14 protein-coding genes, 2 tRNA genes and 3 rRNA genes are annotated in these 26,446 nt (G+C 63.0%); 14 read left to right on the forward strand and 5 right to left on the reverse strand.

Features of this window, described 5'->3' with window-relative positions:
- Window positions 1-93: 93 nt before the first annotated feature.
- From CR152_RS06180 to CR152_RS06195, 4 genes are all read right to left on the reverse strand, one after another.
- On the reverse strand, window positions 94-1,749 hold the full coding sequence (locus tag CR152_RS06180; protein ID WP_099874132.1) for an SWIM zinc finger family protein: 1,656 nt from the start codon (window positions 1,747-1,749) through the stop codon (window positions 94-96).
- A complete protein-coding gene (locus tag CR152_RS06185) occupies window positions 1,746-4,853 on the reverse strand; it encodes a hypothetical protein (protein ID WP_157778345.1) in 3,108 nt (1,035 codons plus the stop codon). The genes CR152_RS06180 and CR152_RS06185 overlap by 4 nt, the downstream gene beginning before the upstream one ends.
- 74 nt (window positions 4,854-4,927) lie before the next feature.
- Entirely contained in the window at window positions 4,928-7,012 is a 2,085-nt protein-coding gene (locus CR152_RS06190; RefSeq protein ID WP_099874134.1) for a sensor histidine kinase, read from the reverse strand.
- Window positions 7,013-7,693 carry a response regulator transcription factor gene (locus tag CR152_RS06195; RefSeq protein ID WP_099874135.1) on the reverse strand — a complete coding sequence of 227 codons (681 nt, stop codon included), beginning with the start codon at window positions 7,691-7,693 and terminating at the stop codon, window positions 7,013-7,015.
- 215 nt (window positions 7,694-7,908) lie between these two features.
- On the opposite strand from CR152_RS06195, the gene CR152_RS06200 reads away from it, so the two are divergent.
- From CR152_RS06200 to CR152_RS06260, 14 genes are all read left to right on the forward strand, one after another.
- Entirely contained in the window at window positions 7,909-8,850 is a 942-nt protein-coding gene (locus CR152_RS06200; RefSeq protein WP_370663807.1) for an SPFH domain-containing protein, read from the forward strand.
- Window positions 8,736-9,158 carry an SPFH domain-containing protein gene (locus tag CR152_RS34960; protein WP_370663808.1) on the forward strand — a complete coding sequence of 141 codons (423 nt, stop codon included), beginning with the start codon at window positions 8,736-8,738 and terminating at the stop codon, window positions 9,156-9,158. Before CR152_RS06200 ends, CR152_RS34960 begins: the two co-directional genes overlap by 115 nt.
- A 2-nt stretch (window positions 9,159-9,160) precedes the next feature.
- A complete protein-coding gene (locus CR152_RS06205; protein ID WP_099874136.1) occupies window positions 9,161-10,573 on the forward strand; it encodes a hypothetical protein in 1,413 nt (470 codons plus the stop codon).
- Between the two features lie 182 nt (window positions 10,574-10,755).
- Window positions 10,756-12,399 carry a carbamoyltransferase family protein gene (locus CR152_RS06210; RefSeq protein ID WP_229413296.1) on the forward strand — a complete coding sequence of 548 codons (1,644 nt, stop codon included), beginning with the start codon at window positions 10,756-10,758 and terminating at the stop codon, window positions 12,397-12,399.
- The gene (locus tag CR152_RS06215; protein ID WP_099874138.1) at window positions 12,396-13,754 is read left to right on the forward strand and encodes a N,N-dimethylformamidase beta subunit family domain-containing protein; all 1,359 of its coding nucleotides are present in this window, start codon (window positions 12,396-12,398) and stop codon (window positions 13,752-13,754) included. Before CR152_RS06210 ends, CR152_RS06215 begins: the two co-directional genes overlap by 4 nt.
- A 436-nt stretch (window positions 13,755-14,190) precedes the next feature.
- Window positions 14,191-15,721 (forward strand): 16S ribosomal RNA (locus tag CR152_RS06220).
- 91 nt (window positions 15,722-15,812) lie between these two features.
- Window positions 15,813-15,889, forward strand: a tRNA-Ile gene (locus CR152_RS06225).
- 22 nt (window positions 15,890-15,911) lie between these two features.
- A tRNA-Ala gene (locus tag CR152_RS06230) sits at window positions 15,912-15,987 on the forward strand.
- A gap of 231 nt (window positions 15,988-16,218) precedes the next feature.
- Window positions 16,219-19,093, forward strand: a 23S ribosomal RNA gene (locus tag CR152_RS06235).
- A 148-nt stretch (window positions 19,094-19,241) separates the two neighbouring features.
- A 5S ribosomal RNA gene (rrf, locus tag CR152_RS06240) occupies window positions 19,242-19,354 on the forward strand.
- Together the 16S, 23S and 5S rRNA genes with 2 tRNA genes alongside form the textbook arrangement of a ribosomal RNA operon.
- Window positions 19,355-19,535: 181 nt before the next feature.
- Entirely contained in the window at window positions 19,536-20,972 is a 1,437-nt protein-coding gene (locus tag CR152_RS06245; RefSeq protein WP_099874139.1) for a DUF3375 domain-containing protein, read from the forward strand.
- Window positions 20,969-21,577 carry a DUF4194 domain-containing protein gene (locus tag CR152_RS06250; protein ID WP_099874140.1) on the forward strand — a complete coding sequence of 203 codons (609 nt, stop codon included), beginning with the start codon at window positions 20,969-20,971 and terminating at the stop codon, window positions 21,575-21,577. Before CR152_RS06245 ends, CR152_RS06250 begins: the two co-directional genes overlap by 4 nt.
- Window positions 21,574-24,963, forward strand: a complete 3,390-nt coding sequence (locus tag CR152_RS06255; protein WP_099874141.1) for an ATP-binding protein — start codon at window positions 21,574-21,576, stop codon at window positions 24,961-24,963. The genes CR152_RS06250 and CR152_RS06255 overlap by 4 nt, the downstream gene beginning before the upstream one ends.
- On the forward strand, window positions 24,960-26,204 hold the full coding sequence (locus tag CR152_RS06260) for a Wadjet anti-phage system protein JetD domain-containing protein (protein WP_099874142.1): 1,245 nt from the start codon (window positions 24,960-24,962) through the stop codon (window positions 26,202-26,204). The genes CR152_RS06255 and CR152_RS06260 overlap by 4 nt, the downstream gene beginning before the upstream one ends.
- On the opposite strand, the gene CR152_RS06265 is transcribed toward CR152_RS06260, so the two are convergent.
- Window positions 26,180-26,389: a DUF4287 domain-containing protein gene (locus tag CR152_RS06265; RefSeq protein ID WP_099874143.1), complete on the reverse strand. Its 210-nt coding sequence runs from the start codon at window positions 26,387-26,389 to the stop codon at window positions 26,180-26,182. The genes CR152_RS06260 and CR152_RS06265 overlap by 25 nt on opposite strands.
- Window positions 26,390-26,446 lie beyond the last annotated feature (57 nt).

Below are 26,446 nucleotides of genomic sequence, written 5' to 3' on the forward strand. Positions count from 1 at the left end.
GCCGTGCTTGTTGATGCGAGTATAACAGGTGAATTCCGGGCTCCTCAAGCATTGGTTGGAATACGTGGTTGAGTGAAGGTGCGACGCCGCGCATTACACGCCAGGCGCGGCGTCGCGCCTGGCCTGGTCCATGCGCAGCGCGAGCATGTGCACGCACGGCCCCTTGTGCATGCGGTTCTGGGTGAAGTGATTGCACTCGCAACTGCCGTCGACGATGCGCCGGTCGGCATCGAGGCGCAGCATGACCTGGTACGGCCGGCCATTCTCCTTGCTGCGCGCGCGCAGGCGCAGGCCGCCATCGGGTTGCGCTTCGCTCGCCTGTTCGCTCAGGCTTTGCACGGCCAGCAGGGTCGCCGCCTTTTCTTCGATCGCGCTGGCAAAGCGCAGCACGTCCAGCGGCAACGGCTCGCGCGACAGCTCGCGCAGGCGGTACACACCCTGCGTCAGGTCGTAGATCACACGTCCGGCCTGGGTGTACAAGGTGAGCGCGCTTTCGACGATGGCGCGCGTCAGGCCGGTGTCGGCCGCCAGCTGGTCGGCGGTGGCGAACCAGCGCTGTCCCAGCGCGGCAAAAACGCGCGTCTTGCTGTCGTCGTCGACGGCGCCGCGCGGCGCCAGCAGGTCGAACTGGCCGGCGCGCGCCCAGTCGTTGGCGGTCCAGCCGGACAGGCCGAGCGTGAGCTGCATGTCCGGCAGGTTGGCAATCCAGAAGCTCGGCATGCCGCTGCCCATCAGGTGCACGGTAAAGCTGTGCGCCACCGGGATCAGGCGTTCGAGCAGCATCAGGCGGCGCCGCCCCCAGATGCGGATTTCTTCAGCCGCATTGCCCTGGTAGATCGAGCGGCGGCATACCAGTTCATCGTTCCACGGCTCGAACAGCGCGCGGATCGGTTCACCCGGCGTGAGCACGAAGCGGATCGACCGCGGGCCGACGCGTTCCTTCTTGCGGCGCAGGAGATGGCAGAAATTATGCACATCCATCGGATGCAGATCGAGCCTGCGCGCCGGCAGGTTCATTGCGCTGCTCACCTGCAGAAAGCCGCGCACCCAGGTTTCCGGCACGTCGATCTTCTCTTCCTTGAACGATGGATCGCCAGCGGTGGCGACCTGGAAGCCGCTCGGATCGATCGCCAGACGGGTCGTCTTATAGTCGCGGATCTTCTGGAATTCGCCGTACAGCCCTTCGGAGTAGTCGACATTGGTGGTGCCGCAGGCGAAGTCGCCCACGCGGTCGAACACATTATGGCTGCAGCTGAGCGAGGCGTAGCTCAATTCGTCGCGGCTGAAGCACTCGAAGAACACGCGGTCGGGATGGACCGTGATCACCGGGTCGAGCACCACCCAGGCGTCGAAATTGGCCTTGTATATATAGTCGAAGTATTTGGCCTGGGCTGCGGCGAAGGGCTTGAGGATGATGCTCTTTTGCGCCCGCAGTGCCTTCAGTTCCTCGCTCAGCGGCGCCATGCGCGCGCGCAGGTCCGCATTGCGGTCGATCAGTTCGGCCAGCGCCGGGTCTTCGTTCTGCGCGCGCCATGCCAGATAGGCGGTCTTGTCGGGCGGCTGGTAGCGCTGGTCGGCCACCACCACGTCGTGCAGCGCGGAGATGGCTTCCCGGAAGGGAATGTGCTTGTTCAACTGGGCGACAAAATGGGTCGGCGCTCGCAAGGTGTCGGGCGCGAAGCGCATCTCGGTGCTTGAAGCGCTGTTGCTGACGGTGCTGGCGCCGTAGTAGCGGTATTCGAATTTCATTGTGGTCCCCGCTGGGCCGCATGCGCGCGCGGCGGCTCGATCGTCATCACCGCCGGCAGTGCCGGAAAGCGTTCCTGGATCGCGCGCAGTCCTTCGATGTACTGCGCCTTGTCGGCGATGGCGACGGTGAGCACCTGGCGCGCGAACAGGCGCGCAACAAAAGCGGCGATCGCCTCCGATATCTGCGCCTGCGCGCGCAGGAAGTCGAGCACGCGGTTCTTGACCACCCGGCCGCGGTTGACCTGCGAGAGCACGTTCAAAAAGTACGGTTCGAGGCGTTCCAGCTTCGACAGATCGCCGGCGCTTGCGCTGGCAAGCCAGCCGCTGACGAACAGCTGCATGTTGGCGGACGGATGCTGGCTAAGTTTGAGCATGTATTCGGTGACGTCGGCGACGTCGAAATGGGTCGTGAGCATGGTGCGCCCGAAGCGCTGCACTTCTGGATCGAGATGGTCGCACAGGCTGACCAGCAAGGACGGATTCCAGTCTTCGGTGGCGCATTGCTTGCTGAAGAACTCGCGCGCGAACGCGCGGGTGTCTTCCCAGGTGCTGTCGAGCAGGCGCAGCGCCGCTTCCATCTGGGTGCGCACCAGGGCTGCGTGTTCGGTAAAGGCCGCACAGGCCCAGCGCCGCACGCTGGCGTTTTCGTTGCGGCCGAACTGCGCCCATTCGGTCACGCTGAACTGCGTGTTGACGAAGCGCGGCAGCATCTGCGCGCCAAGCAGTTGCGCGCCCTTGCTGCGCGCGGCCAACAGACGCACCAGCAGCGCGCGGTCAAGGTGGTCGGCGCCCGAATTGAGCGGTCCCAGGATCCATGCGATCAGGTCCGCGTGGACGCCCTCGGCCGGTTCGCTGTGGAACAGGGTGTCGAGCAGCAGCGGCAGCAAGGTGGCGCGAAACGTGGCGTCGCTTGGGGCGATGCGCTGCAAGGCGCCGTCGATGGCGCGCCGCACGTCCGCGTCCGGGTGCGTGCAGAACACGGCGAACAGCAAGGCTTGACTTGCCAGCATGTGCTCCGGCAGTGCGCTGAACAGTTTGATGCCGACCGCGCGCACCCCCGCATCCGCTTCCTGCAGCAGCGCCGCCAGGGTGGCCGGCGGAATCGCGCCCGCCGGCTCGGCATGGCGCAGCAACCATTCGCCGGCGGCGATGCGCACGCTGGCCAGCCGGTGCGCGAGCAGGGCAAGCAGGCGCGCGTAGGGCGCTTGGGCCGCGGCTGCGCGCAGGGGGCGGTCGAGCAGCCATATCAGGTCGGCGGCGATGGCCGGGACCACCAGTTCGGCCTGATCGAGGTCACCGCAGTTGTCCAGCCAGTCGAGCAGCAGCAGGACGATGACGTCTGCCTGGCCGGGCAGGGCCAGCGCGCACTGGCACAGCATGCGGCCATGGCGGCGCACCGCTTCATCGGGCGAACAGGCCAGGGTTGCGACCAGCAGCGCGTCGGCGCAGTAATCATCGGGCGCGCGGCTGATGCATTCGAGCGCGAAGGTGCGCGCTTCCGGAAGGCTCGATTGCAGCAGCAACAGCAGCCAGCGCGTATCGGGCACGCCGTCGGCAAAGCGCTGGCGGCACAGCTGGAAGGCGAAGCTGGCGGTCTCGCTGTAAGGGCTGCGCAAAAGCGCGCCCAGGTCGTCGAGCGCGATGCGGTCGCAAAAGGCAGTGTTGTCGATCAGGGCGCGCGCGGCAAAGGCGTGCACGCCCTCGCAGCGGCTGCGCTGCATCAGCCAGAGCAGAGCGGCGGGACGCGCATCCCACAGCGCGGGAAAAGCTTCTTCGCGTCCGTTGGCGGGCACGATCGGGCCGACCTGGAACCAGCTGCTGCCGCTGCGGTTGCCGGTCCAGGCGCCATGGCTGCGCAGCAGGCGGTTGAACACGGTCCAGTGGCTGTAGATGTCGTAGCTGCGGTTGGCGCGCATGAAATAGCGGCCCTCGCGCGTGTAGGGCTGGCCGGAGTCGGCGTCATCCATCGCCATCAGCGCGCCGAGCGCCATCGTGACAAAGGCCGGGTCGTCGTCCTGGCCGAGACGGCGCAGCGTGCGCCAGCCGCGCAGGCGCAGGTAGGCGCGCGTGCGCGTGCTGTACGCGACAGTGCTGTCGGGACGGGCCGCCATTTCCGCGTACGGCACCCATTTGCGGTCGATGCGTACATATGTGCTGGAGGTCTGGGCAGTGGTGGTATCGAAGCGCTGCTGCAGCAGTCCAAACAGCTCGCCGTCGTCGCGCATTTCGGCGGCCTTGTACAGATGCCGCACGGCGCGGAACGTGCCCGCGCGCAGGGGCAGCTGGCGCAGCTGCGTCAGCAGGATGCTGCGCGCCAGCGGGTCGGCCAGCGCCACCTGGTCGAGCTGTTCCAGCCAGTCCGACAGCGACAGCGTGGTCCATTGATCGGGGCGCGCGCACAACTGTGCAATCGCTTCCTCGTCGCGCGCGGCCCAGGCTTGGCGCAGCTGCGCCGGCCAGTCGCCGGTGAGTTGCGCGGCGTGTTGGACTAGCGCTGCCTCCCCGGCCAGTTGCAGCCACGCCTGTCTGGCGATGCGGCGCACCGCATCGCTGCTGCCGCGCGCGTGCAGTTCGAGCATCGCCTGGGTGGCGCCAGTGTCGCCACAGCGGCCGATGGCCCAGGCCAGGCAGTAATCGAGTGCGGAGGTACCGCGCCCGATCAGGCCGACCATCAGCGGCACCGCGGCGGCCAGCCGGCGTTCGCCGATGCGCCATGCGGTGCGGGTGCGCTGCTGGTCTTTCAGGCGCCGCCAGACGCCGGCGTCCAGCCGTCCAAGCAGCACAGCGTCGGCGGAGCGCCGTTCGGCAGTTGCCGGTGCTTTTGGTGCGGTGTCGTCGAGGCGCGCGGGCGGCAGGGCTGCCGCGTCGGTGAAGCCCTGCGCCTGGCGTTCGGCCAGCAGTAGGTCAAACAGGCGTTCCGCCGTGGGTTGGCCGACCGGCTGCGGCGTGCGCGTGGTCTCGCGCCACTCGTCGCCGCGGCGGCCCTGGCGCATGTTGACGAGGTAGCGGTCATCGCCATCAGGCAGTTCGCACAGGTCGATTTCGCACTCGACCACACTGTGTTTTTGCCTGCGTACCAGGCGGGTTGTACGAATCAGTCTCACCGCGTCTGCCCATGATTGAATAGAGGTCAATAGTAACCCGCGGCAGAACTGCTTGTAAATCAGGCAATGAAAATCTAGGCGGCGCCGCGCTGTAGCGTGAGCACGAAGGCGACGCCGTCATCGAGGTTTTTGGCGACGATGGTGCCGCCCATTTTGGCCATGTAGGTCCTGGCCACGAACAGGCCCTGGCCGCGGTTGCCGTGCGCGCCCGCTTCTTCCTGGTCCGACACGCCGTACTCGAAAATGGTGCCGATGACATCGTCGGCGATGGTCGGTCCGCGGTTGGCGATGGTAACGCCGGCACTCGTTTCGCTGGCCTCGAGCGTGATGTCGATGCTAGTGCCGGGCAGGCGGTAGCGCTGGGCGTTGACCAGCACATGGGTGACCACGTCTTCCAGCGAATATTCGTCGGCCCGCACCAGCACCGCCTGCGGAGCGCCGTGAAATACTACATCGGTGACGCCGGCGCAGGGGGCGTTGGCCGCCACGTTGCGCAAAAAGGCAGTCAGATCGATTTCGCTTACCTGCAGCACGGTCGACTGGAACGCTTCGCTGGGCGAGGCGCGTCCATACAGCACGCGGATCGCCTGCTGCATGCGCAGCACATAGCGTGCGCTCTGGTTGCCATCGGTGCCGTGCAGGGCGATGAGCGACTGCAGCGGCGACATGATCTCGTGGCCGACCGCATGCCACATGTCGCGTTCCTGTTCCGCGCGGATGGCTTCGCGCTCTACATCCTCGCGCACGCGGCGCAGCAAGTCGTGCAGGCAGGTGGCCAGCACGCCCAGTTCATCTTCTCCGCGCAGGTCCGACAGGTTGGGCTGCGAAGCGTCGCCGCGCTCCTTGACGGTGCGCGCCACCGAATCGGCGCGCTCGATCAGTTCCTTGATGCGGCTGATGATGCCGATCTCGATCACCAGCCACGCCAGCATCAGGGCCAGCAGCATGGCGCCGACAAACCAGGCCATGCGGCTGGCCACCACGCCCAGGCTCTGGCTGACGCTGCGCACGTCACCGGCCAGCACCACGTCATAGCTGCCCAGCGGCGTGGCGATGCGGTGGGTCGCCGCCAGCGGGGTGTCGTAGGTGTCAACCGGCAGGCGCCGGATCAGGGCAGTGAGGAAGTGCTGCGACGCGTCTTCGGTGCCGCTGGCGCCGGCCAGTTTGATCAGCGAGGCCGCGCCGGTGGCGGCGACTTTGTCGATGCGCAGTGTTTCGCCCGGCAGCAGCATGGGCGCCAGGTCGGCCAGCGAGAAGCCGCTCGCCGCGCTGCTCTTGTCGCTGTCGAGCACCACCGCCCCTTCGCCGGGGGCGAGCAGCACCACGCTGACGCGGATCTTATCCAGATCGGCCGGCGGCCAGATGCGGCGTGCGCTGTCGTCTCCGAACAGGTCTTCCTGCAGCACGCTGACCGGCAGGCGCACCGAAAAAAAGGCATTGCGCAGGCAGGTGTCCGGATTGGCGCCGGCGGCAGGTTCGTTGCACTGGGCGTTCTGCCACATCCAGCCGCGGAAGTCCTTCACGGGGCGGGTATGCTTGCGGCCTTCGTCGGCCGCGTTAAAGCCGGTTAGCCGTCCGCGCAGGGGTGCGTACGGGCCAGTTGACTGGCGCGAGTCTTCCTCGAAGGGGGCGATCCACTGATAGGTGCGTCCGCGCAGCGACACAGTGACGCGCACCCGGTGCGACTGGTTCAGTACTTCGTCGCCGCTGCGGTGCGAGACCAGGCGGGCCAGGTCGACGCTGCCGGCCACGTAGATGAACCCACCGGCCCAGGGGTTGTTGCCGATGGCCGCGCACAGGTTCGCGCTCGGGCCGAACTGGCGCATGCAGCCGGACATGGCCACGGCCTGCTGCACCTTTTGCTGGTCGTCGAAGTCGAGCGCTGGAAACGGCAGCAGCAGCGGGCGCAGGCCAGGTGCGGCCGCGCCGGCCGAGGGTGGATTGAGCAGCGCAAGCTGGCCGGCCGGATGGCGCAGGGTGGCGCTGATCTGCTCCCCGGTCTTGCGGAAGCTGGCCTGGTAATTGGTGTAACTGAGCTGCTTTTCCTGTTGCAGCACCGATAGCGCCAGGCCAAGCGTGGCCAGGGCCAGCAGCAGGAAGGCCGCGCGCAGCAGGATGCGCAGGCGGTAGGGCACGAACCAGAGCCGGCGCGCCGCCATTTAGTCGGCCCAGCGAAAGCCGCGCATCGGCACGTTTTCGATGCACTCGAAGGCCGGATCGATCTCGCGGAAGGCGTCGCGGATGGTGCTCACGTGCTTGCGGATGTTGTCGCGGTTGCGGCCACTCTTGACCACTTCGTACAGTTCCTCGTACGAGACCACCTGGCCGCGCCGCGCGAACAGGGCCGCCAGGATGCGCTGCGCCGTCAGCGGCAGGTTGATGCGCTGGCCGCGCCAGGTGGGCGAGCGCTGGCGCAGCGGGTCCATGGCCAGTTCGTCGGCGCCCTGGGCCGGCTTGTCGCGCTCTTTCACCGCGCGCAGGATCTCCAGGAAGGTATCGGTGAAGTCGGCTTCCTCGAAGGTGGCCTTTTGCAGGTAGTCCCAGGCGTCGAGCGCCTTCATGATGCTGCGGTAAATGGTGGCCGGCATGGCCGACACCACCAGCACCGGAGTCGCGTGCTTCTTGTTGATGGCGTTGATGATCGCCACGCCGGCATGGCGTTCGCGTCCCAGTTCGATGTCGAGCACCACCAGGTCGTAGCGCTCGCGCGCGATCGCCGCCTCGGCCTCGTCGCGGCTGAACCACTGGTCGACGACGATGCCCGGCTTGGCCGCCTCGATCCAGCTGCGCAGCTGGTTACTGGTCGGGAGGTCGTCCTCGATGACGGCCACTCTGGGCATGTGCTGCTCCTGCTGATTGGTGAGGGTGCCAGTATCCACGCTTTTGGCCGAAAAGTCATACGGGCCTGTGAGCTTTTCTTCACAGGGCGCCGCGAAAGCTCCGCGCCGTGAGGGTTCTGGCCAGCCGTGCGCATTGATACTTCCACCCCATGGCGGGCACGATACGTTTCAGGGTCATGCGGGTGCAGGACCGGCAAACTGAAAAGGTGAGGCAAATGTCCGATCGGATCAAGAAGGTGGTGTTGGCGGTGCGCGCGGTGCTGGCAAAGGGCGCGGCGGGCGTTGGCGCGGTGGCGCGTTCCGGCGCGCGCCCGGGCCTGCGCGGCGTGCTGGCGCTGTGCGCCATCGGCGGTGGCGGCTACCTGCTGGTGAAGCATCCTCCGGTGGCCAAGATTGAGCGCGGCAATGTCGGCATCCGCCTCAACCAGTTGAACGGCGCGGCCAGCGTGGTACGCGACGGTACCGTGGTGCTGATACCCGGCGTGCATGAACTGCGCCAGTTGCCGGTACTGGATCAGATCTACAAGGCGGCCGGGAGCGGCGAACAGCCCTACCAGTCGGTCGAAGGGCTGGCGCTGGGCGTGGACCTGAGCGTGCGCTATGCGATCGATCCGGCCAAACTGGTGAAGGTGGCGCAAACGCTGCCGGACGATATCCGCGCCGCCGTGATCGACCCGGCGGTGCAGGGCGTGATCTACAAGGTGGTTACGCGCTACACCGTGCGCGAGATCTTTTCCAGCAAGCGCGCCGAAATCCAGCAGGTGATCGAGGCCGAACTCAAGCCCAAGCTGGCGGCCGACGGCATCTTGCTGCGCCATGTCACCATCGGCAAAATCACACTGCCGCGCGAGTACATGGCCGGCATGGAAACGCTCCTGGCCGAAGAACTGCAGACCGAGAAGATGCGCTACACGCTCGAACTGAAGGAAAAACAGGTCAAGCAGACCGCGCTCGAAGCGGACGCCGACAAGATCAAGCGCGAAAAAGCGGCCGAAGCGGCCGGCAACGAGCAGATTATCGCCGCAGGGCGCAGGAGCAGGCCATGGCGCACGTGCTGCCGTTCAAGCAGAAACAGATCGAGCAGCGCCGGCTGGAAGCGGAAGCCGAAAAGACCTCGCGTATCAAGACGTCGGAAGGCGCGGCCCAGGCGCGCGTGATCGAAGCGACCGGCGAAGCCGATTCGCGCCGCAAGCTGGCCGACGCCGAGGCGTACCGCCAGGAAGCGGTCGGCAAGGTGAGCACCGCGCAGATGGAACGCGACGGCGCCGTGATCACCCGCCACCCGCTGCTGATCCAGAAGACCATGGCCGACAAGCTGTCCGACAAGGTGTCGGTGATCATCGCCGCGCCACCGACCGATGGCGGGTTTATCGGGGCCGCGCTGCTGGGCCAGGGCAAGGGCACCCCGGCCGCAGGCGCCATGGCCGCCGCTCCCGCCGCCGACACCGCAGCGGAGGAACAATAATCATGCTCGCTACCCTGACCGCCGCCGCGGCGATTGCCATCGTCACGCGCGACGAGATGCAGCTGCGCGCCGCGCCGCGCGATTCGGCGCCCTCCCAGGCCGTGCTGTGGCAGGGCGACAGCCTGGAAATCCGCGGCGCCAAGATGGATTACCTGCAGGTCTACGACCACCGGCGCGAGCGGGCCGGCTACGTGCGCATGGCCCATGTGCGCCAGATCGACCTGGCGCCGGCGGCAGCGCCAGAGTTGAAGTCCGTGGTGCGCTTCGTGCGCGACACGCCGGGTGCGGAGGCGCTCGGAATCGGTTACGCGGCGGCCTTTCTCAAGGCCGCGCCGGCCACCGCCATCGACGCCGAGGTGTTCGATGCCCTGGGCAGCATGGCCGAACGGCTGGCGCGGCGCGGTTCTTCGCGGCTGGACAAGCGCAGCGAGGCGGTCGTGGCGGCGCACCTGGAAGTGGTGGCCGACTACGGCGTGGTCATTCGCAGTTACGAGCGCGACGGCGCGATCCAGCTGTGCTACGACGGCGAAGCGTTCCGCCGCGTGCTGGCGATGGCGGCCAGCCCGACCCAGCGCGCCACCGCGGCGCTGGGGCTGACGCGCGACGAGTGCATCGACCCGGCGCTGCGGGTGGCGCAGCGCAACGCGCTTGACCAGTGGCGCGCCGAGGTACTCGACAAGGTGGATGTGAAGGACCTGCCCGAGCATGTGCGCAACCGGGTGTACACGCGGCGCGCGGCGGTGTGGTCCTCGATCGCCTTCGAGCTGGCGCGCAAGAATGTCTCGCCGACGGATGCGGCCAAGCGCGCCATCCTGGAACTGGCCAGCGTGAACAAGGCCGAACTGGCGGAGGAGGATCGTACCGCGTACGCCGAAGCGGCGGTGCGCGCGGGCAGCGTGCGCTGGGCGGCGGAGGCACCCGTCGCCGCGCCCGCGGGCCTGAACGTGGTGACGCGGCCCGGCCAGCCGGGCGAAACCTGCGTGCTGCTGGTCGACGCGCAGCACGGCGAGCGCGCGCCGCTGGCCTCGCGCTGCACGTATGGCATCGTGTGGAATGCGTCGGCGCGCGCCAATGCGCAGGCCAGCGCGCTGGCGCTGGCGGTGCAGCCGCTCGACGGCTGGCGCGAACTGTGGCTGTTTCATCGCGGCGCGGCCGGCTGGCGCATCGATGTGCTGCCGCCGGCGCCGATCGAACCGACCCTGGGTTACGCCGAATTTGCCGGCTGGGTGCCGGGGGGGCCAAAGGTGCTGGTCGCGCGCGAGGCCCGGATCGAGGGGCGCATCAAGCGCACGTTCGAGATTGTCGACATCGATACCCTGGCGGTGGAGAAAAGCGCGGACCGGCCTGATGCGCTCAGCGGCTTCTACCGCTGGCAAGATCCCGCGTGGAAACGCCAGACGCTCAGCCTGCGTTAAAGCGATCTTCAACTTCCATGATCGATCTTGAACTTATATGCCGCCGGCCGCTCCAATGAAGTGTACTCACTTCCTGGAGCGGAGGCGGCATCATGTGGAAGCAATCTGTTACGCACTGCGGGGGCGCCGGCGCGCCTGTTGTCCTTGGCATTAATCGGACGCAGGACGCAAGTATTTGCCTGATGCATGGGTCCGAACTGGCCTGGGCGATCCAGAAAGAGCGCCTGACGCGGCACAAGCACCACTGGGGCCGGCTGGACGACCTGCGCAACATTTACCGGCCGCGCCTGCCCGGGCTGGAGGCGCCCATCGATATCCTGGTCGAGTGCTACTCCTGCGACGCCGAGTTCTCCCGGGTGGCCGAGTACGAACGCGAGCTGGCCGCCACGCTGGCGCTGGCGCCCGGCTGCCGGCGCGCGCGCATCTCGCATCACCTCTCGCATGTATACAGTGCGTTCCATCCTTCCCGTTTCGAGGACGCCGCCGTCATGATCATCGACGGCCAGGGCAGCCGCGTGGCTGACTTCACCGAAACCTGGGCGGGCGCGGCCGGCGTGCCGGGCGACTGGTGCGAGGTGGCCTCGTTCTACCGCGCCGACCGGCAGCGGGTGGCATGTATCGGCAAGCAGCTGTGGAACCGCGACGAGCGCCAGCCCGTGGGGCTGGGCATGTTCTATTTTCTTTTGACGCAGGCGATGTTTCCGGGGGAGGGGAACGAAGGCAAGGTCATGGGACTGGCGCCGCATGGCAAGGCGGCGGCGCTGCGCTTGCCGCCGCTCGATGTGCGCGACGGGCAGGTGACGATTCCGGCACGCTGGCGCGAGCTGTTCGCCGAACGCGGCCGCTTTCGCCATGGCGGGGCGGACGATGCGCGCTTTGCCGATATCGCCAATCTCGCCGCGGCCGGGCAACGGGCATTTGAAGAAGCGCTGCTGGAGGTGGCGCGCTGGCTGCAATCGCGGACCGGCGCCCGCAACCTGTGTTTCGCGGGCGGCACCGGGCTCAATTGCTCGGCCAACGAGCGCCTGCTGCGCGAGACGCCGTTTCGCCGCGTGTTCATTCCACCGGCGCCGAGCGACGCGGGCACGGCCATCGGGTGCGCCTTGTACGGTTTGGCCGAGCTGGGCGGCGCTCCCTGCGATTTTCGCTGGACCAGCGATTATCTGGGGCCTGAACCGGTGCCGCACCAGATCGACGCGGCGGCGCAGAGTTGCGGGGACTTGCTGGTCGAGCGCATCGACGATCCGCCTGCCATGTGCGCGCGCATGGTCGACCTGCTGTGCGAGGCGCGCGTGGTGGCGCTGTACCAGGGCCGCAGCGAATTCGGCCCGCGTGCGCTCGGGCACCGCAGCATCCTGGGCGACCCGCGTATCGGTGCGATGCGCGACGATATCAATGCGCAGATCAAGCAGCGTGAATGGTTTCGTCCGCTCGCGCCGGTGGTGCTGCTTGAACGGGCCGAAGAATTTTTCGACGTGTGCCGGCCGGTACCGTTCATGCAGTACGCCGCTCCTGTGCACGAGCGGGTGGCACGGCGTATTCCGGCGGTGACGCACGTCGACTGCACGGCCCGCCTGCAAACGGTGGGGCCGGATGACGATCCTTTCCTGCGCGGCTTGCTGCGCGAGTTCGAGGCGCGTACCGGCGTGCCGGTGCTGCTCAATACCTCGTTTAACCGCAGGGAGGAGCCGATCGTCGAAACGCCCGCGGAGGCGGTGGCGACTTTCCGCGGCACGCCGATCCATGCACTGGCCATGGCGCCGTATCTGCTGCGAAAACGGGATGGGGATGGGTTGTTGCGCGGAAATGTGCTGGAGCGGCCGTGATACGTGGCTATCCTGCGCGTGCCAGCGTGAAGCCGGGGGAGCTGCTGGCGCTGCATGTGTCGACCGACGCAGCGCGCTTCAGGGTGTGGTTTTATCGCTGGTGGGACGGGGCGGAGCTGATGTCGCGTTCGGAGTGGCAATCCGGCCGCTTCGCGCCGGCCAGGGGCGCTGATGAGGACTGGCACTGGCCCCGCTACGAGTTTGCGATTCCTCTCGCATGGCCTTCCTCGGCGTATATCGCCTATCTGGAGGAAGAGGGCGGTTTGCCATTCGATATTGCATTGACCAGTGCGGCTGCCCTGTTCGTTGTAAGGGGGCGTGGCGGCGCGGACTTGCTCTACGAGATCCCCCTGGCGACCTTTCACGCCTATAACTATAGTGGTGAAGGATGTTTTTATAGGAATCCGCCGCGTTCGAGGTCGCCGCCTGGGGCCCGCGTGTCGCTGTTACGCCCTGGCGGTGATATAGGCGGTGAGACCTGGGGCGCGGCCGATTATTACGATGAGCGCTCTGCCCGGCAGACATTCGCTCATTGGGACGCGCCTTTCATCCGCTGGCTCGCAGGGGAGGGGTACAGGATGGATTTCTGTCTGGATTCGGATATTCACCAGGATGCGGGCCTGCTGGCGCGCGGGTATCGCCTGCTGCTCAGCGTAGGGCATGACGAATACTGGAGCGAGGATGCGCGCAACCACGTCGAGGACTTTATCGGCAGCGGGGGAAATGCCGCTTTCTTCGCAGCGAACGTGTGCTGGTGGCGCATCCATTACGTGGACGAGGGACGCGCGATCGTTTGTCACCAGGGTGGGCCGTACGGCGCGCTCGACCATTGGTGGCCCGTCACGGGAGTAAGCCGCCCTGAGGATGCGCTCGCCGGCGTGAGTTACCGGCATGGAGGAGGCTGGTGGGATGGCCCACGGTCCACCCAGGGCTATGTGGTTCAGCAAGCGGATCACTGGGTGTTTGCGGGGACAGGACTGGAGAACGGCGATGTGTTCGGCGCGACGTCATCGCCGCCACTGGTCGGGTACGAGTGCGATGGCGCGCAGCTTGCGTGCATGGACGGTTCCGATGGGGGCATCAGGCTCGCAGCGCAGGCCTGGAGGAATGGAACTTCGGCCAGCTTTGTCGTTCTGGCGGCGAGCATACTTGACGAGGGTTGGCAGGAGCTTCCGGCACGTTCCGGTCTTGCGGCAAGGGAGGGAATGCATGCTGCCACAATGGGTATCTATGCACGCAAGGGGACAGTTTTTACTGCAGGCACGATAGATTGGGCGCAGGTGCTTGCTACAGGGCACGATCCGGTTGTGGAGCGCATCACGCGTAACGTTATGGAGCGCCTGAGAACGCTGTAAGCGTTGCGAAAATGCGTGTCTCGCAGCGGGCCTCATAAAACGCCTTGCCAAGCTGGCAGAGGGTTTGCTATAGTTCGCCTCCCCGCTGAAAGGGTTAACGAAATCAAGTAGTTAGCAGGCAGTTGGGGCCGTCTCCAAGGAGACGCGGTAGTAAAAAAGAGGTTGACGAGAAACGCGAAATGCTGCATAATCTCACCTCTCTGCTGCAACGAACACAACGCTTCGTAGCAAACGGCAGAAGTAGTACAGAATAAGTTCTTTAACAATTAACAGTCGATAAGTGTGGGCGTTTGATGAAGGTGCCAACGAAGCGCAAGCGACGTTGAATACTTAAATTATCAAATGTTCACAAAAAAGAAATATAGGCGCTTCGCAAGAAGTGGCCTGTCAGTATTTTGAGTGAGCGATCTGTCCGCAAGGACATTAAACAGAGATTGAACTGAAGAGTTTGATCCTGGCTCAGATTGAACGCTGGCGGCATGCCTTACACATGCAAGTCGAACGGCAGCGCGGGGCAACCTGGCGGCGAGTGGCGAACGGGTGAGTAATATATCGGAACGTACCCTGGAGTGGGGGATAACGTAGCGAAAGTTACGCTAATACCGCATACGATCTAAGGATGAAAGTGGGGGCTTCGCAAGAACCTCATGCTCCTGGAGCGGCCGATATCTGATTAGCTAGTTGGTGGGGTAAAGGCCTACCAAGGCATCGATCAGTAGCTGGTCTGAGAGGACGACCAGCCACACTGGAACTGAGACACGGTCCAGACTCCTACGGGAGGCAGCAGTGGGGAATTTTGGACAATGGGCGAAAGCCTGATCCAGCAATGCCGCGTGAGTGAAGAAGGCCTTCGGGTTGTAAAGCTCTTTTGTCAGGGAAGAAACGGTGAGAGCTAATATCTCTTGCTAATGACGGTACCTGAAGAATAAGCACCGGCTAACTACGTGCCAGCAGCCGCGGTAATACGTAGGGTGCAAGCGTTAATCGGAATTACTGGGCGTAAAGCGTGCGCAGGCGGTTTTGTAAGTCTGTCGTGAAATCCCCGGGCTCAACCTGGGAATTGCGATGGAGACTGCAAGGCTAGAATCTGGCAGAGGGGGGTAGAATTCCACGTGTAGCAGTGAAATGCGTAGAGATGTGGAGGAACACCGATGGCGAAGGCAGCCCCCTGGGTCAAGATTGACGCTCATGCACGAAAGCGTGGGGAGCAAACAGGATTAGATACCCTGGTAGTCCACGCCCTAAACGATGTCTACTAGTTGTCGGGTTTTAATTAACTTGGTAACGCAGCTAACGCGTGAAGTAGACCGCCTGGGGAGTACGGTCGCAAGATTAAAACTCAAAGGAATTGACGGGGACCCGCACAAGCGGTGGATGATGTGGATTAATTCGATGCAACGCGAAAAACCTTACCTACCCTTGACATGTACGGAAGCCACGAGAGATCGAGGTGTGCTCGAAAGAGAACCGTAACACAGGTGCTGCATGGCTGTCGTCAGCTCGTGTCGTGAGATGTTGGGTTAAGTCCCGCAACGAGCGCAACCCTTGTCATTAGTTGCTACGAAAGAGCACTCTAATGAGACTGCCGGTGACAAACCGGAGGAAGGTGGGGATGACGTCAAGTCCTCATGGCCCTTATGGGTAGGGCTTCACACGTCATACAATGGTACATACAGAGGGCCGCCAACCCGCGAGGGGGAGCTAATCCCAGAAAGTGTATCGTAGTCCGGATTGTAGTCTGCAACTCGACTACATGAAGTTGGAATCGCTAGTAATCGCGGATCAGCATGTCGCGGTGAATACGTTCCCGGGTCTTGTACACACCGCCCGTCACACCATGGGAGCGGGTTTTACCAGAAGTAGGTAGCTTAACCGCAAGGGGGGCGCTTACCACGGTAGGATTCGTGACTGGGGTGAAGTCGTAACAAGGTAGCCGTATCGGAAGGTGCGGCTGGATCACCTCCTTTCTAGAGTTGCACCAGGCTATAGAGCCGGTTCAACAAACGTCCACACTTATCGGCTGTTTAATTAAGAAGAAACAGTAGCAGTGTCCAAGTCGGGGCTGTAGCTCAGCTGGTTAGAGCACCGTGTTGATAACGCGGGGGTCGTTGGTTCGAGTCCAACCAGCCCTACCAGTTATGTCTTTAGATATACCTTGGGGGATTAGCTCAGCTGGGAGAGCACCTGCTTTGCAAGCAGGGGGTCGTCGGTTCGATCCCGTCATCCTCCACCACTCTACAAACTTCTGAAAGTACAAACGTAAGCCACTGGGTTTAGGTTTGGTCTTTTAGAGATTAAAGCTGTTTCGTTCTTTAACAATCTGGAAGAAGTAAAGTTTTAATCGAATCGCCGACAGGCGGTTCGATGGGTAGTGATTGTATGTATCAAAACAAAGCAACAACGCTGTACTTTCTTATCTCTGTAACGCTCTTTTAGTGGCAACACTAAGAGGCTAACGTTATAGGGACAAGCGAATAAGTGCACATGGTGGATGCCTTGGCGATTACAGGCGACGAAGGACGTAGTAGCTTGCGATAAGCTGCGGGGAGCTAGCAAACAAGCTTTGATCCGCAGATTTCCGAATGGGGAAACCCGGCCTTTTAGGTCATTGCATACTGAATACATAGGTATGCAAAGCGAACGCGGCGAACTGAAACATCTAAGTAGCTGCAGGAAAATAAATCAACCGAGATTCCCAAAGTAGTGGCGAGCGAAATGGGATGAGCCTGCACGTTTTAGCATGACGGATAGTAGAAACCACTGGAAATTGGTGCCATAGAGGGTGATAGCCCCTTATACGAAATTCGATGTGTGGAACTAAGCGTGCGACAAGTAGGGCGGGACACGAGAAATCCTGTCTGAATATGGGGGGACCATCCTCCAAGGCTAAATACTCGTAATCGACCGATAGTGAACCAGTACCGTGAGGGAAAGGCGAAAAGAACCCCGGAAGGGGAGTGAAATAGATCCTGAAACCGTGTGCATACAAACAGTAGGAGCGGACTTGTTCCGTGACTGCGTACCTTTTGTATAATGGGTCAGCGACTTACATTCAGTGGCAAGGTTAACCGTATAGGGAAGCCGTAGAGAAATCGAGTCCGAATAGGGCGACAGTCGCTGGGTGTAGACCCGAAACCAAGTGATCTACTCATGGCCAGGATGAAGGTGCGGTAACACGCCCTGGAGGTCCGAACCCACTAATGTTGAAAAATTAGGGGATGAGCTGTGGGTAGGGGTGAAAGGCTAAACAAACTTGGAAATAGCTGGTTCTCTCCGAAAACTATTTAGGTAGTGCCTCAAGTATCACCATCGGGGGTAGAGCACTGTTATGGCTAGGGGGTCATTGCGACTTACCAAACCATTGCAAACTCCGAATACCGATGAGTGCGAGCTTGGGAGACAGACGTCGGGTGCTAACGTCCGGCGTCAAGAGGGAAACAACCCAGACCGCCAGCTAAGGTCCCAAAGATTGGCTAAGTGGAAAACGAAGTGGGAAGGCTAAAACAGTCAGGATGTTGGCTTAGAAGCAGCCATCATTTAAAGAAAGCGTAATAGCTCACTGATCGAGTCGTCCTGCGCGGAAGATGTAACGGGGCTAAGCCAGTCACCGAAGCTGCGGATATATGCTTGCATATATGGTAGGAGAGCGTTCTGTAAGCCTGCGAAGGTGTCTTGTAAAGGATGCTGGAGGTATCAGAAGTGCGAATGCTGACATGAGTAGCGATAATGGGAGTGAAAAGCTCCCACGCCGTAAGCCCAAGGTTTCCTGTTCAACGTTCATCGGAGCAGGGTGAGTCGGCCCCTAAGGCGAGGCAGAGATGCGTAGCTGATGGGAAGCAGGTTAATATTCCTGCACCGTCGTATGATGCGATGGGGGGACGGATCGCGGAAGGTTGTCCAACGGTTGGAAGTGTTGGTTTTTGACTCATAGAAGGCGCTTAGGCAAATCCGGGCGCGCAATTCAAGGGGTCGAGACGAGGAACTTAGGTTCTGAAGCAATCGGAAGTGGTTCCAAGAAAAGCCTCTAAGCTTCAGTCATACGAGACCGTACCGCAAACCGACACAGGTGGGCGAGATGAGTATTCTAAGGCGCTTGAGAGAACTCGGGAGAAGGAACTCGGCAAATTGGTACCGTAACTTCGGGAAAAGGTACGCCCCGGTAGCTTGACTGCTTTACTGCAGAAGGGTGAAAGGGTTGCAATAAACTGGTGGCTGCGACTGTTTAATAAAAACACAGCACTCTGCAAACACGAAAGTGGACGTATAGGGTGTGACGCCTGCCCGGTGCTGGAAGATTAAATGATGGGGTGCAAGCTCTTGATTGAAGTCCCAGTAAACGGCGGCCGTAACTATAACGGTCCTAAGGTAGCGAAATTCCTTGTCGGGTAAGTTCCGACCTGCACGAATGGCGTAACGATGGCCACACTGTCTCCTCCCGAGACTCAGCGAAGTTGAAATGTTTGTGATGATGCAATCTACCCGCGGCTAGACGGAAAGACCCCATGAACCTTTACTGTAGCTTTGCATTGGACTTTGAACCAATCTGTGTAGGATAGGTGGGAGGCTTTGAAGCGGGGACGCCAGTCTTCGTGGAGCCATCCTTGAAATACCACCCTGGTTTGTTTGAGGTTCTAACCTTGGTCCGTTATCCGGATCGGGGACAGTGCATGGTAGGCAGTTTGACTGGGGCGGTCTCCTCCTAAAGTGTAACGGAGGAGTTCGAAGGTACGCTAGATACGGTCGGACATCGTGTTGATAGTGCAATGGCATAAGCGTGCTTAACTGCGAGACTGACAAGTCGAGCAGGTACGAAAGTAGGACATAGTGATCCGGTGGTTCTGTATGGAAGGGCCATCGCTCAACGGATAAAAGGTACTCTGGGGATAACAGGCTGATTCCTCCCAAGAGTTCATATCGACGGGGGAGTTTGGCACCTCGATGTCGGCTCATCACATCCTGGGGCTGTAGCCGGTCCCAAGGGTATGGCTGTTCGCCATTTAAAGTGGTACGTGAGCTGGGTTTAAAACGTCGTGAGACAGTTTGGTCCCTATCTGCCGTGGGCGTTGGAAATTTGAAGGGGGCTGCTCCTAGTACGAGAGGACCGGAGTGGACAGACCTCTGGTGTACCGGTTGTCACGCCAGTGGCATTGCCGGGTAGCTAAGTCTGGAAGAGATAACCGCTGAAAGCATCTAAGCGGGAAACTTGCCTTGAGATGAGATTTCCCAGAGCCTTGAGCTCTTTAAAGGGTCGTTCGAGACCAGGACGTTGATAGGTCAGGTGTGGAAGTGCAGTAATGCATTAAGCTAACTGATACTAATTGCCCGTACGGCTTGTCCCTATAACCTTAGCAGGTACAGAGATAAGAAATGCGCGTTGTGTTTTGTGCGATACGCACAGTCACTACCCCAGTAATACAATAAAACGATACTTCTTCCAGATTCAAGCTAGTGCTGCCCGATCGGGAGCACCAAGCTGTACAAGTTATGCCTGATGACCATAGTAAATCGGTACCACCCCTTCCCATCCCGAACAGGACCGTGAAACGATTTTACGCCGATGATAGTGCTGCAACCAGTGTGAAAGTAGGTTATCGTCAGGCTAGTTATAAGAAGAAAACCCCGCAGAGATGTGGGGTTTTTTTTCATCCGCATTTTTAGCACCCGCGCATCAAAGTTCATGCCGTCAGCTGCTTGACCGCCGCGGTTTCCACGCTTCCATGCGCCGTAGCCGCTAGTCTTTGGTGTTAAAGTATCGCTCACGCCGAACCAATTCCCATAGCGATGGACTACCAGCAACTCATCACGCAGCGGCGCACGCATCCCGCATGGCGCTTGCTTGCCGCCGACAATGCCGCGATGATTGCGAGCTTCCTGCACGCGAGCTTCATCGCGCCCAACCAGCGCACCATCGGCCGCCAGCAACTGGCCTCGCAATTGGACGATCACCTCTACACCCTGCACCAAAGCGCCGGCGAAATCCTGTTTCCGAAAGCGGCCACCGCTTATCTCGACGACTGGGCCTCCGACGAACGCGGCTGGCTGCGCAAATACTATCCGCCCGCCGACGACGAAGCCCACTACGACCTGGCCTCGGCCACCGAACAAGCCCTCGAATGGCTCAAGAACCTGGGACAGCGCACCTTCATCGGCACCGAATCGCGCCTGATGACGGTCTTCGACCTGCTGCACCAGATCGTCGACGGCAGCGAACTCGATCCGCGCGCCCGCATCGCCGAACTCAAACGCCGCAAGGCGGACATCGACGCCGAAATCGCCGACATCAGCGCCGGCAGATTCGCCCTGATGGACCCGACCCAGGTGCGCGAACGCTTCCTGCAAATGGCGGCCACCGCGCGCGACCTGCTGTCGGACTTCCGCGCGGTCGACACCAACTTCCGCACGCTCGACCGCCAGGTGCGCGAACACATCGCCACCTGGGATGGCAGCAAGGGTGAACTGCTGCAAGCGATCTTCGGCCAGCGCGACCTGATTGCCGACACCGACGAAGGCCGCAGCTTCCGCGCCTTCTGGGACTTGTTGATGTCGCCCTCGCGCCAGGATGAACTCACCGGCCTGCTCGACGCCGTGCTCAAGCTCGGCCCCGTGCGCGAACTCCAGCCAGATGGCCGTCTGCAGCGCATCCACTATGACTGGCTCGAAGCCGGCGAAGTCACCCAGCGCACCGTCGCGCGCCTGTCCGAGCAGCTGCGGCGCTACCTCGACGACCAGGCCTGGCTGGAAAACCGCCGCATCATGCAGCTGATCCGCGACATCGAACAGAAAGCGCTATCCCTGCGCGGCCAGGTCGACGAACGCGCCTTCATGGAGATCGACGACGCAGCGCCCGCAGTCGCCCTGTCGATGGACCGCATCCTGTACAATCCGCCGTTCAAGCCGAAGATCACGCAGCAAATCATCAGTGACGATGGCGTCGAGATCGCGTCCGACGCGCTCTTCGAGCAAATCTACGTGGACCAGCTGCGCCTCATGTCGAACATCCGGCGCGCCCTTCAGACCCGCAAGCAGGTCTCGCTCGGCACCCTGGCGCGCGAATATCCGATCGAGCAGGGCCTGGCCGAACTGGCCACCTACCTCAAGCTGGCCACCCAGGACATGCACGCCGCCATCGACGACGATCAGTCCGAAACGGTCGACTGGCTTGATGACAGCGGCCGTCGGCGCCAGGCCACGCTCCCCCTTATCATTTACGCGGCATGAATCCTGAACCGACTACCCCCAACGATCAAAACCGCCTCGGCCAATTGCTGGTAGCGCTGTTCCAGGGCGTGCTGTACCGCGACACCGACAGCGCCCTGTGGCAGCCGCTGATGGACCTGCAGGCGCGCGTGCGCGACTACGGCGCCACGATCGGCCTCGAACTCATTCTCGACGAGGCCGAAGGCTACGCCTATCTGCGCCAGCGCCCTGCCGTGGTGGGCGAGCCGGAACTGCCACGCTTGATCCAGCGGCGCCAGCTCAGTTACCCGGTCAGCCTGATCCTGGCCCTGCTGCGCAAGAAGCTGGCCGAATTCGACGCCACTGGCGGCGACACCCGCCTCGTCATCGACCGCGACCAGATCGCCGAACAGGTACGCCTGTTCCTGCCGCAGAGCGGCAACGAAGCGCGCCTGCTCGACCGCATGGACGCGCACCTGAACAAGGTCGTGGAACTCGGCTTTTTGCACCGGCTGCGCGGGCAGGACAACCAGTTCGAAGTGCGGCGCATCCTCAAGGCGTTCGTGGATGCCCAATGGCTGGCCGACTTCGAACAGCGCCTCTCAGGCTACGCCGCCCACGCTGCCAGCGGCGAGGAGGAAGCATGAGTCACGCTTGTGTGGCCGATATCCCCGCGGCCGATGGCAGCGGCCCGCTACTTGAACGTGCTGGCTTCCGCCTTCAGCACTTCGAGGTATTCAACTGGGGCACCTTCCACGAACGCGTCTGGCGATTGCACCCGGGTGGCGACAACATGCTGCTGACCGGCGACATCGGCTCCGGAAAATCGACGCTGGTCGACGCCATCACGACGCTGCTGGTGCCGGCTCAGAAGATCGCCTACAACAAGGCGGCCGGCGCCGACGCGCGCGAACGCAGCCTGCGCACCTACGTCATGGGTAACTACAAGTCCGAGCGCGGCGACAGCGGCCTGGCGGCGCGCGCCGTCGCCCTGCGCGATCACAACAGCTATTCCGTGATCCTCGGCGTCTTCCACAACGAAGGCTTCGACCAGACCGTCACCCTGGCGCAAGTCTTCTGGTTCAAAAACCCGCACGGCCAGCCCGAACGCTTCTACGTCGTGGCCGATGGCGCGCTGTCGGTAGCCGAGCACTTCGCCGGCTTCGGCAGCGACATCGCGCAGCTGCGCAAGCGCCTGCGCGCGCTGCCCGGCGTCACCCTGCACGACAGTTTCCCGCCGTACGGCGCCGAGTTCCGGCGCCGCTTCGGCATCGCCAGCGAACAGGCGATGGACCTGTTCCACCAGACCGTATCGATGAAATCGGTCGGCAATCTGACCGACTTCGTGCGCGACCACATGCTCGAAGCGTTTCCGGTCGAAGCGCGCATCGCCGCCCTGATCGCCCACTTCGACGACCTCAATCGCGCGCATGAAGCGGTCCTCAAGGCCAAGCTGCAGATCGACCAGCTCACGCCCCTGGTCGGCGACTGCGACCGCCACGAAACGCTGCAGGAACAGGTGGTCCAGCTGCGCGGCTGCCGCGAAGCGTTGCGCCCGTGGTTCGCCCATCTCAAAGGCGAGTTGCTGGAAAAGCGCATCGGCCTGCTGCAATCGGAGCTCGACAAACTGGCCGGGCGCCTGGCGCGCCTGCAGGAAGAAAAACGCAGCCAGATGCTGCGGCGCGACGACATGACCCAGGCCATCGCGGCCAACGGCGGCAACCGCATCGAGCAAATCCGCGCCGAGATCACACGCCTGCAAACCACGCGCGAGGAACGCACACGCCGCTCGAACCAGTATGACGCGCTGGCGGCGGCGGTTGGCTTGCCCGGCGCGGCCGAGGCGAGCATGTTCGACGCCAACCGGCGCGCCATCGACGACGGCAAAGCCGGCTGCACCGCGCGCCGCGACGACGCGCAAAACCAGCTGATGGTGGCCGGCGTGAGCCTGCACGAACTGCGCGACCAGCACGGCGCCATCACCACCGAACTCGATTCGCTGCGCCAGCGCCGCTCCAACATCACCAGCCAGATGCTGGCCGTGCGCGCCGCCCTGTGCGACGCGCTGCGCATCGCACCGGAAGACTTGCCGTTCATCGGCGAGTTAATCCAGGTGCGCGAGGAGGAACGCGCATGGGAAGGCGCCGCCGAACGCATGCTGCACAGCTTCGGCCTGTCGCTGCTGGTGCCCGAAACGCACTACGGACAGGTGGCGGCCTGGGTCGATGCGACCAATCTTGGCAACCGGCTGGTGTATTTCCGGGTGCGCGCCAATGTCAGCGCCGACCACCACGGCCTGCACCCCGACGCATTGGCGCGCAAGCTCGCCATCAAGCCCGATTCGCCGTTCTACGGCTGGATCGACGCCGAACTGGCGCGCCGCTACGACCACGCCTGCTGCGAAACGCTCGACCAGTTCCGCCGCGAAAAGCGTGCCATCACCCGCAACGGCCAGATCAAGGCCGGTGGCGAACGCCACGAAAAGGATGACCGCCACCGGATCGACGACCGTTCGCGCTACGTGCTGGGATGGTCGAACCAGGGCAAGATCGCTGCGCTGGCAAAGCAGGAGCGCGACCTCTCCACGCGCATACAGGCGCATGCGGCCAAAATCCAGTCGGTCAGGGCCGATATCGCTCGCCAGGAAGCGCTGCTGGAAAACTGGGGCAAGCTGACCATGTTCTCGAATTTCAGCGACCTCGATTGGAAGCCGCTGCTCTCCGCCATCGACGCGCTCGAACGCGAACAGGAAGCGTTGGCCGCATCGTCCGACATCCTGCGCACTTTGCAGCAGCAGCTCGCCGAGCTGACCGTGGCCCAAGCCGACACGGACGCACAGGCGCACAGCGCCACCGCCGATCACGCAAAGACCATCGAAAAGCTGGAAGTGGCCGGCGCCGCCCTGGACGACTGCGCCACCCTGCTCGATGCGACGCCAGACCAATCGCGCGCCACGTATTTTCCGCAGCTCGAAGCGCTGCGCGACGAGGTGCTGGGTGAGCACACGCTCACGGTCGAGTCGTGCGAGAATCGCGAGAAAGAGCTGCGTCAGGAACTGCAGAACCGGATCGATGCAGAAGAGAAGAAAATCAGCCGCCTGCGCGACGCCATCATCCGCGCCATGCAAGACTACACGCGGGCCTGGCCGCTGGACGCGCGCGAGGTCGACGTGAGCATCGACGCGGCCGCCGAGTTCCGCAAGATGCTGGCGGTGCTGCAGGCGGACGACTTGCCGCGTTTCGCAGGACGCTTCAAGGAACTCCTCAACGAAAACACCATCCGCGAGATCGCCGGCTTCCAGTCGCAGCTCAAGCGCGAGCGTGAAACCATCCGCGAACGCATCGACACCATCAACGGTTCGCTGCGCCAGATCGACTACAACCCGAACCGCTACATCGCGCTCGAAGCGGAGAACAACATCGACGCCGACCTGCGCGACTTCCAGCAAGACCTGCGCAGCTGCACCGAGGGCGCGCTGACCGGATCGGCCGACGAAGAGTATTCGGAGGCGAAGTTCTTGCAGGTCAAACGCATCATCGAGCGGTTTCGCGGACGCGAAGGCAGTGCCGAGATGGACCGGCGCTGGACGCGCAAGGTCACCGATGTGCGCAACTGGTTCGTGTTCTCCGCATCCGAACGCTGGCGCGAGGATGGCCGCGAGCACGAACACTACACCGACGCCGGCGGCAAATCCGGGGGCCAGAAAGAGAAGCTGGCCTACACCGTGCTGGCGGCCAGCCTGGCTTACCAGTTCGGGCTGGAGTGGGGCGTGGTCCGTTCGCGCTCCTTCCGTTTCGTTGTCATCGACGAGGCATTCGGGCGCGGCTCCGACGAATCGGCGCGCTACGGCCTGGAACTGTTCAAGCGCATGAACCTGCAACTGCTGATCGTCACGCCGCTGCAAAAAATCCACATCATCGAGCCTTACGTGTCCGGCCTGGGCTTCGTGCACAGCGAAGAAGGGCGCCAGTCGCTGCTGCGCTATCTAACGATCGAACAGTACCAGGCCGAGCGCAGCGCGCGTGCCGCATGAGCGCCGCGCCATCCTGGTCGAGCGCGGCCGCGATCCGCGCTCAGGTGCAGCGGCTGTGGGACGATGGCCGCCTGCTCGCCGCGCGCCTGCGCGGTGAAGCCCTGTTCCCGCTCGAACTGCGTTTGCGCCAGCCCACGGTGGCGCAAACGGGCGAGCGCTTCGACGAGGTGCGCGCGTGGATCAGGGAACTCGACGCCGGCAGCAAAACGGCGCGCGGCTACGGCTACCGGATCGTTTGGCGCGACATCAATCATCGCCAGCTCGGGCGCAACCGCATTCCTGACAGCGTGGTGTTCGAGAGCGACGAAGACGCCCTGCGCCTGATCGGATGCCAGGCCGAGGCACGCCGTGTCGACCAGCTTGCCGCGGCGACCGTCAGCGCGTTTCCGCAACTGGCCGACTGGCTCGCGCGGCGCGCGCTCGTGGTGCTGGAGCAAAGCGAGGCGTGGGCGCGCATCCTGGCGATCCTGGAATGGTTCGCCGCTCATCCACGTCCCGTTTTATATCTGCGCCAGCTCGATATTGCGGGCGTCGACAGCAAATTCATCGAAACGCGCAAGGCCTTGCTCACCGAATTGCTCGACCTGGTGCTGCCGGCCGGCGCCATCGATACCCGGGCCATTGGCACGCGCCAGTTCGAGGCGCGCTACGGGCTACTAAGCAAACCTGCGCTGCTGCGCTTTCGCCTGCTCGATCCGGCGCACCACATCGGCGGCCTGTCGGACCTCGCCGTGCCGCTGGCCCAGTTCGCGGCGCTGCAAACGGGTGTGCATCGCGTCTTCATTACAGAGAATGAAATCAACGGTCTCGCCTTTCCCCCGGTGCCCGATGCCATGGTGATTTTTGGCGGCGGTTACGGGGTCGAGCGGCTCGCCGATGTGCCCTGGCTGGCCACGCGCGCGGTATATTACTGGGGCGATATCGACACGCACGGCTTTGCCATCCTGGACCGCTTGCGCGCCGGTGTTCCCCACGCGCGCTCCATCCTGATGGACAGCGCGACCCTGATGGCGCACCGCGCGCTGTGGGGCGCCGAAGACCAGGACAAGCGCTTCAGCGGGCAGCCGGCACGGCTCGATCCCGACGAGCGGGCGCTGTTCGACGCCCTGCGCGACGATGTGTTCGGCGAGCGAATCCGGATGGAGCAGGAGCGCCTTTCGTACGGCTGGCTGCAGCAAACCCTGGCCGCGCTCATCGTAGGAAGCGGTGACAGCGCTTACGCCTTCACCCGGCTGAGATGATAGGCCACCAGGGCATTGGCGTGTCCATGCCCGAGTTGATGCTCCGACTTGAGCCAGTCGACCATCTCCATGTGCTTCATCGGGCCGGTCGATTCCAGAAGGCCAAGCCAATACGCCACCGGGTGCCCATATTTCGCTTCAATGGCGGGAAAATAGGAAGCCGGGCCTTTTACCTTGTCAGTCATTGTCGTTCTCCGTTGGTTGATGTTGTGCGCTGCGGGGCAAAGGCACCGGAGTGCATG

It is taken from the genome of Massilia violaceinigra (genome assembly GCF_002752675.1).
GTDB classification, from domain to species: Bacteria; Pseudomonadota; Gammaproteobacteria; order Burkholderiales; family Burkholderiaceae_D; genus Telluria_A; species Telluria_A violaceinigra.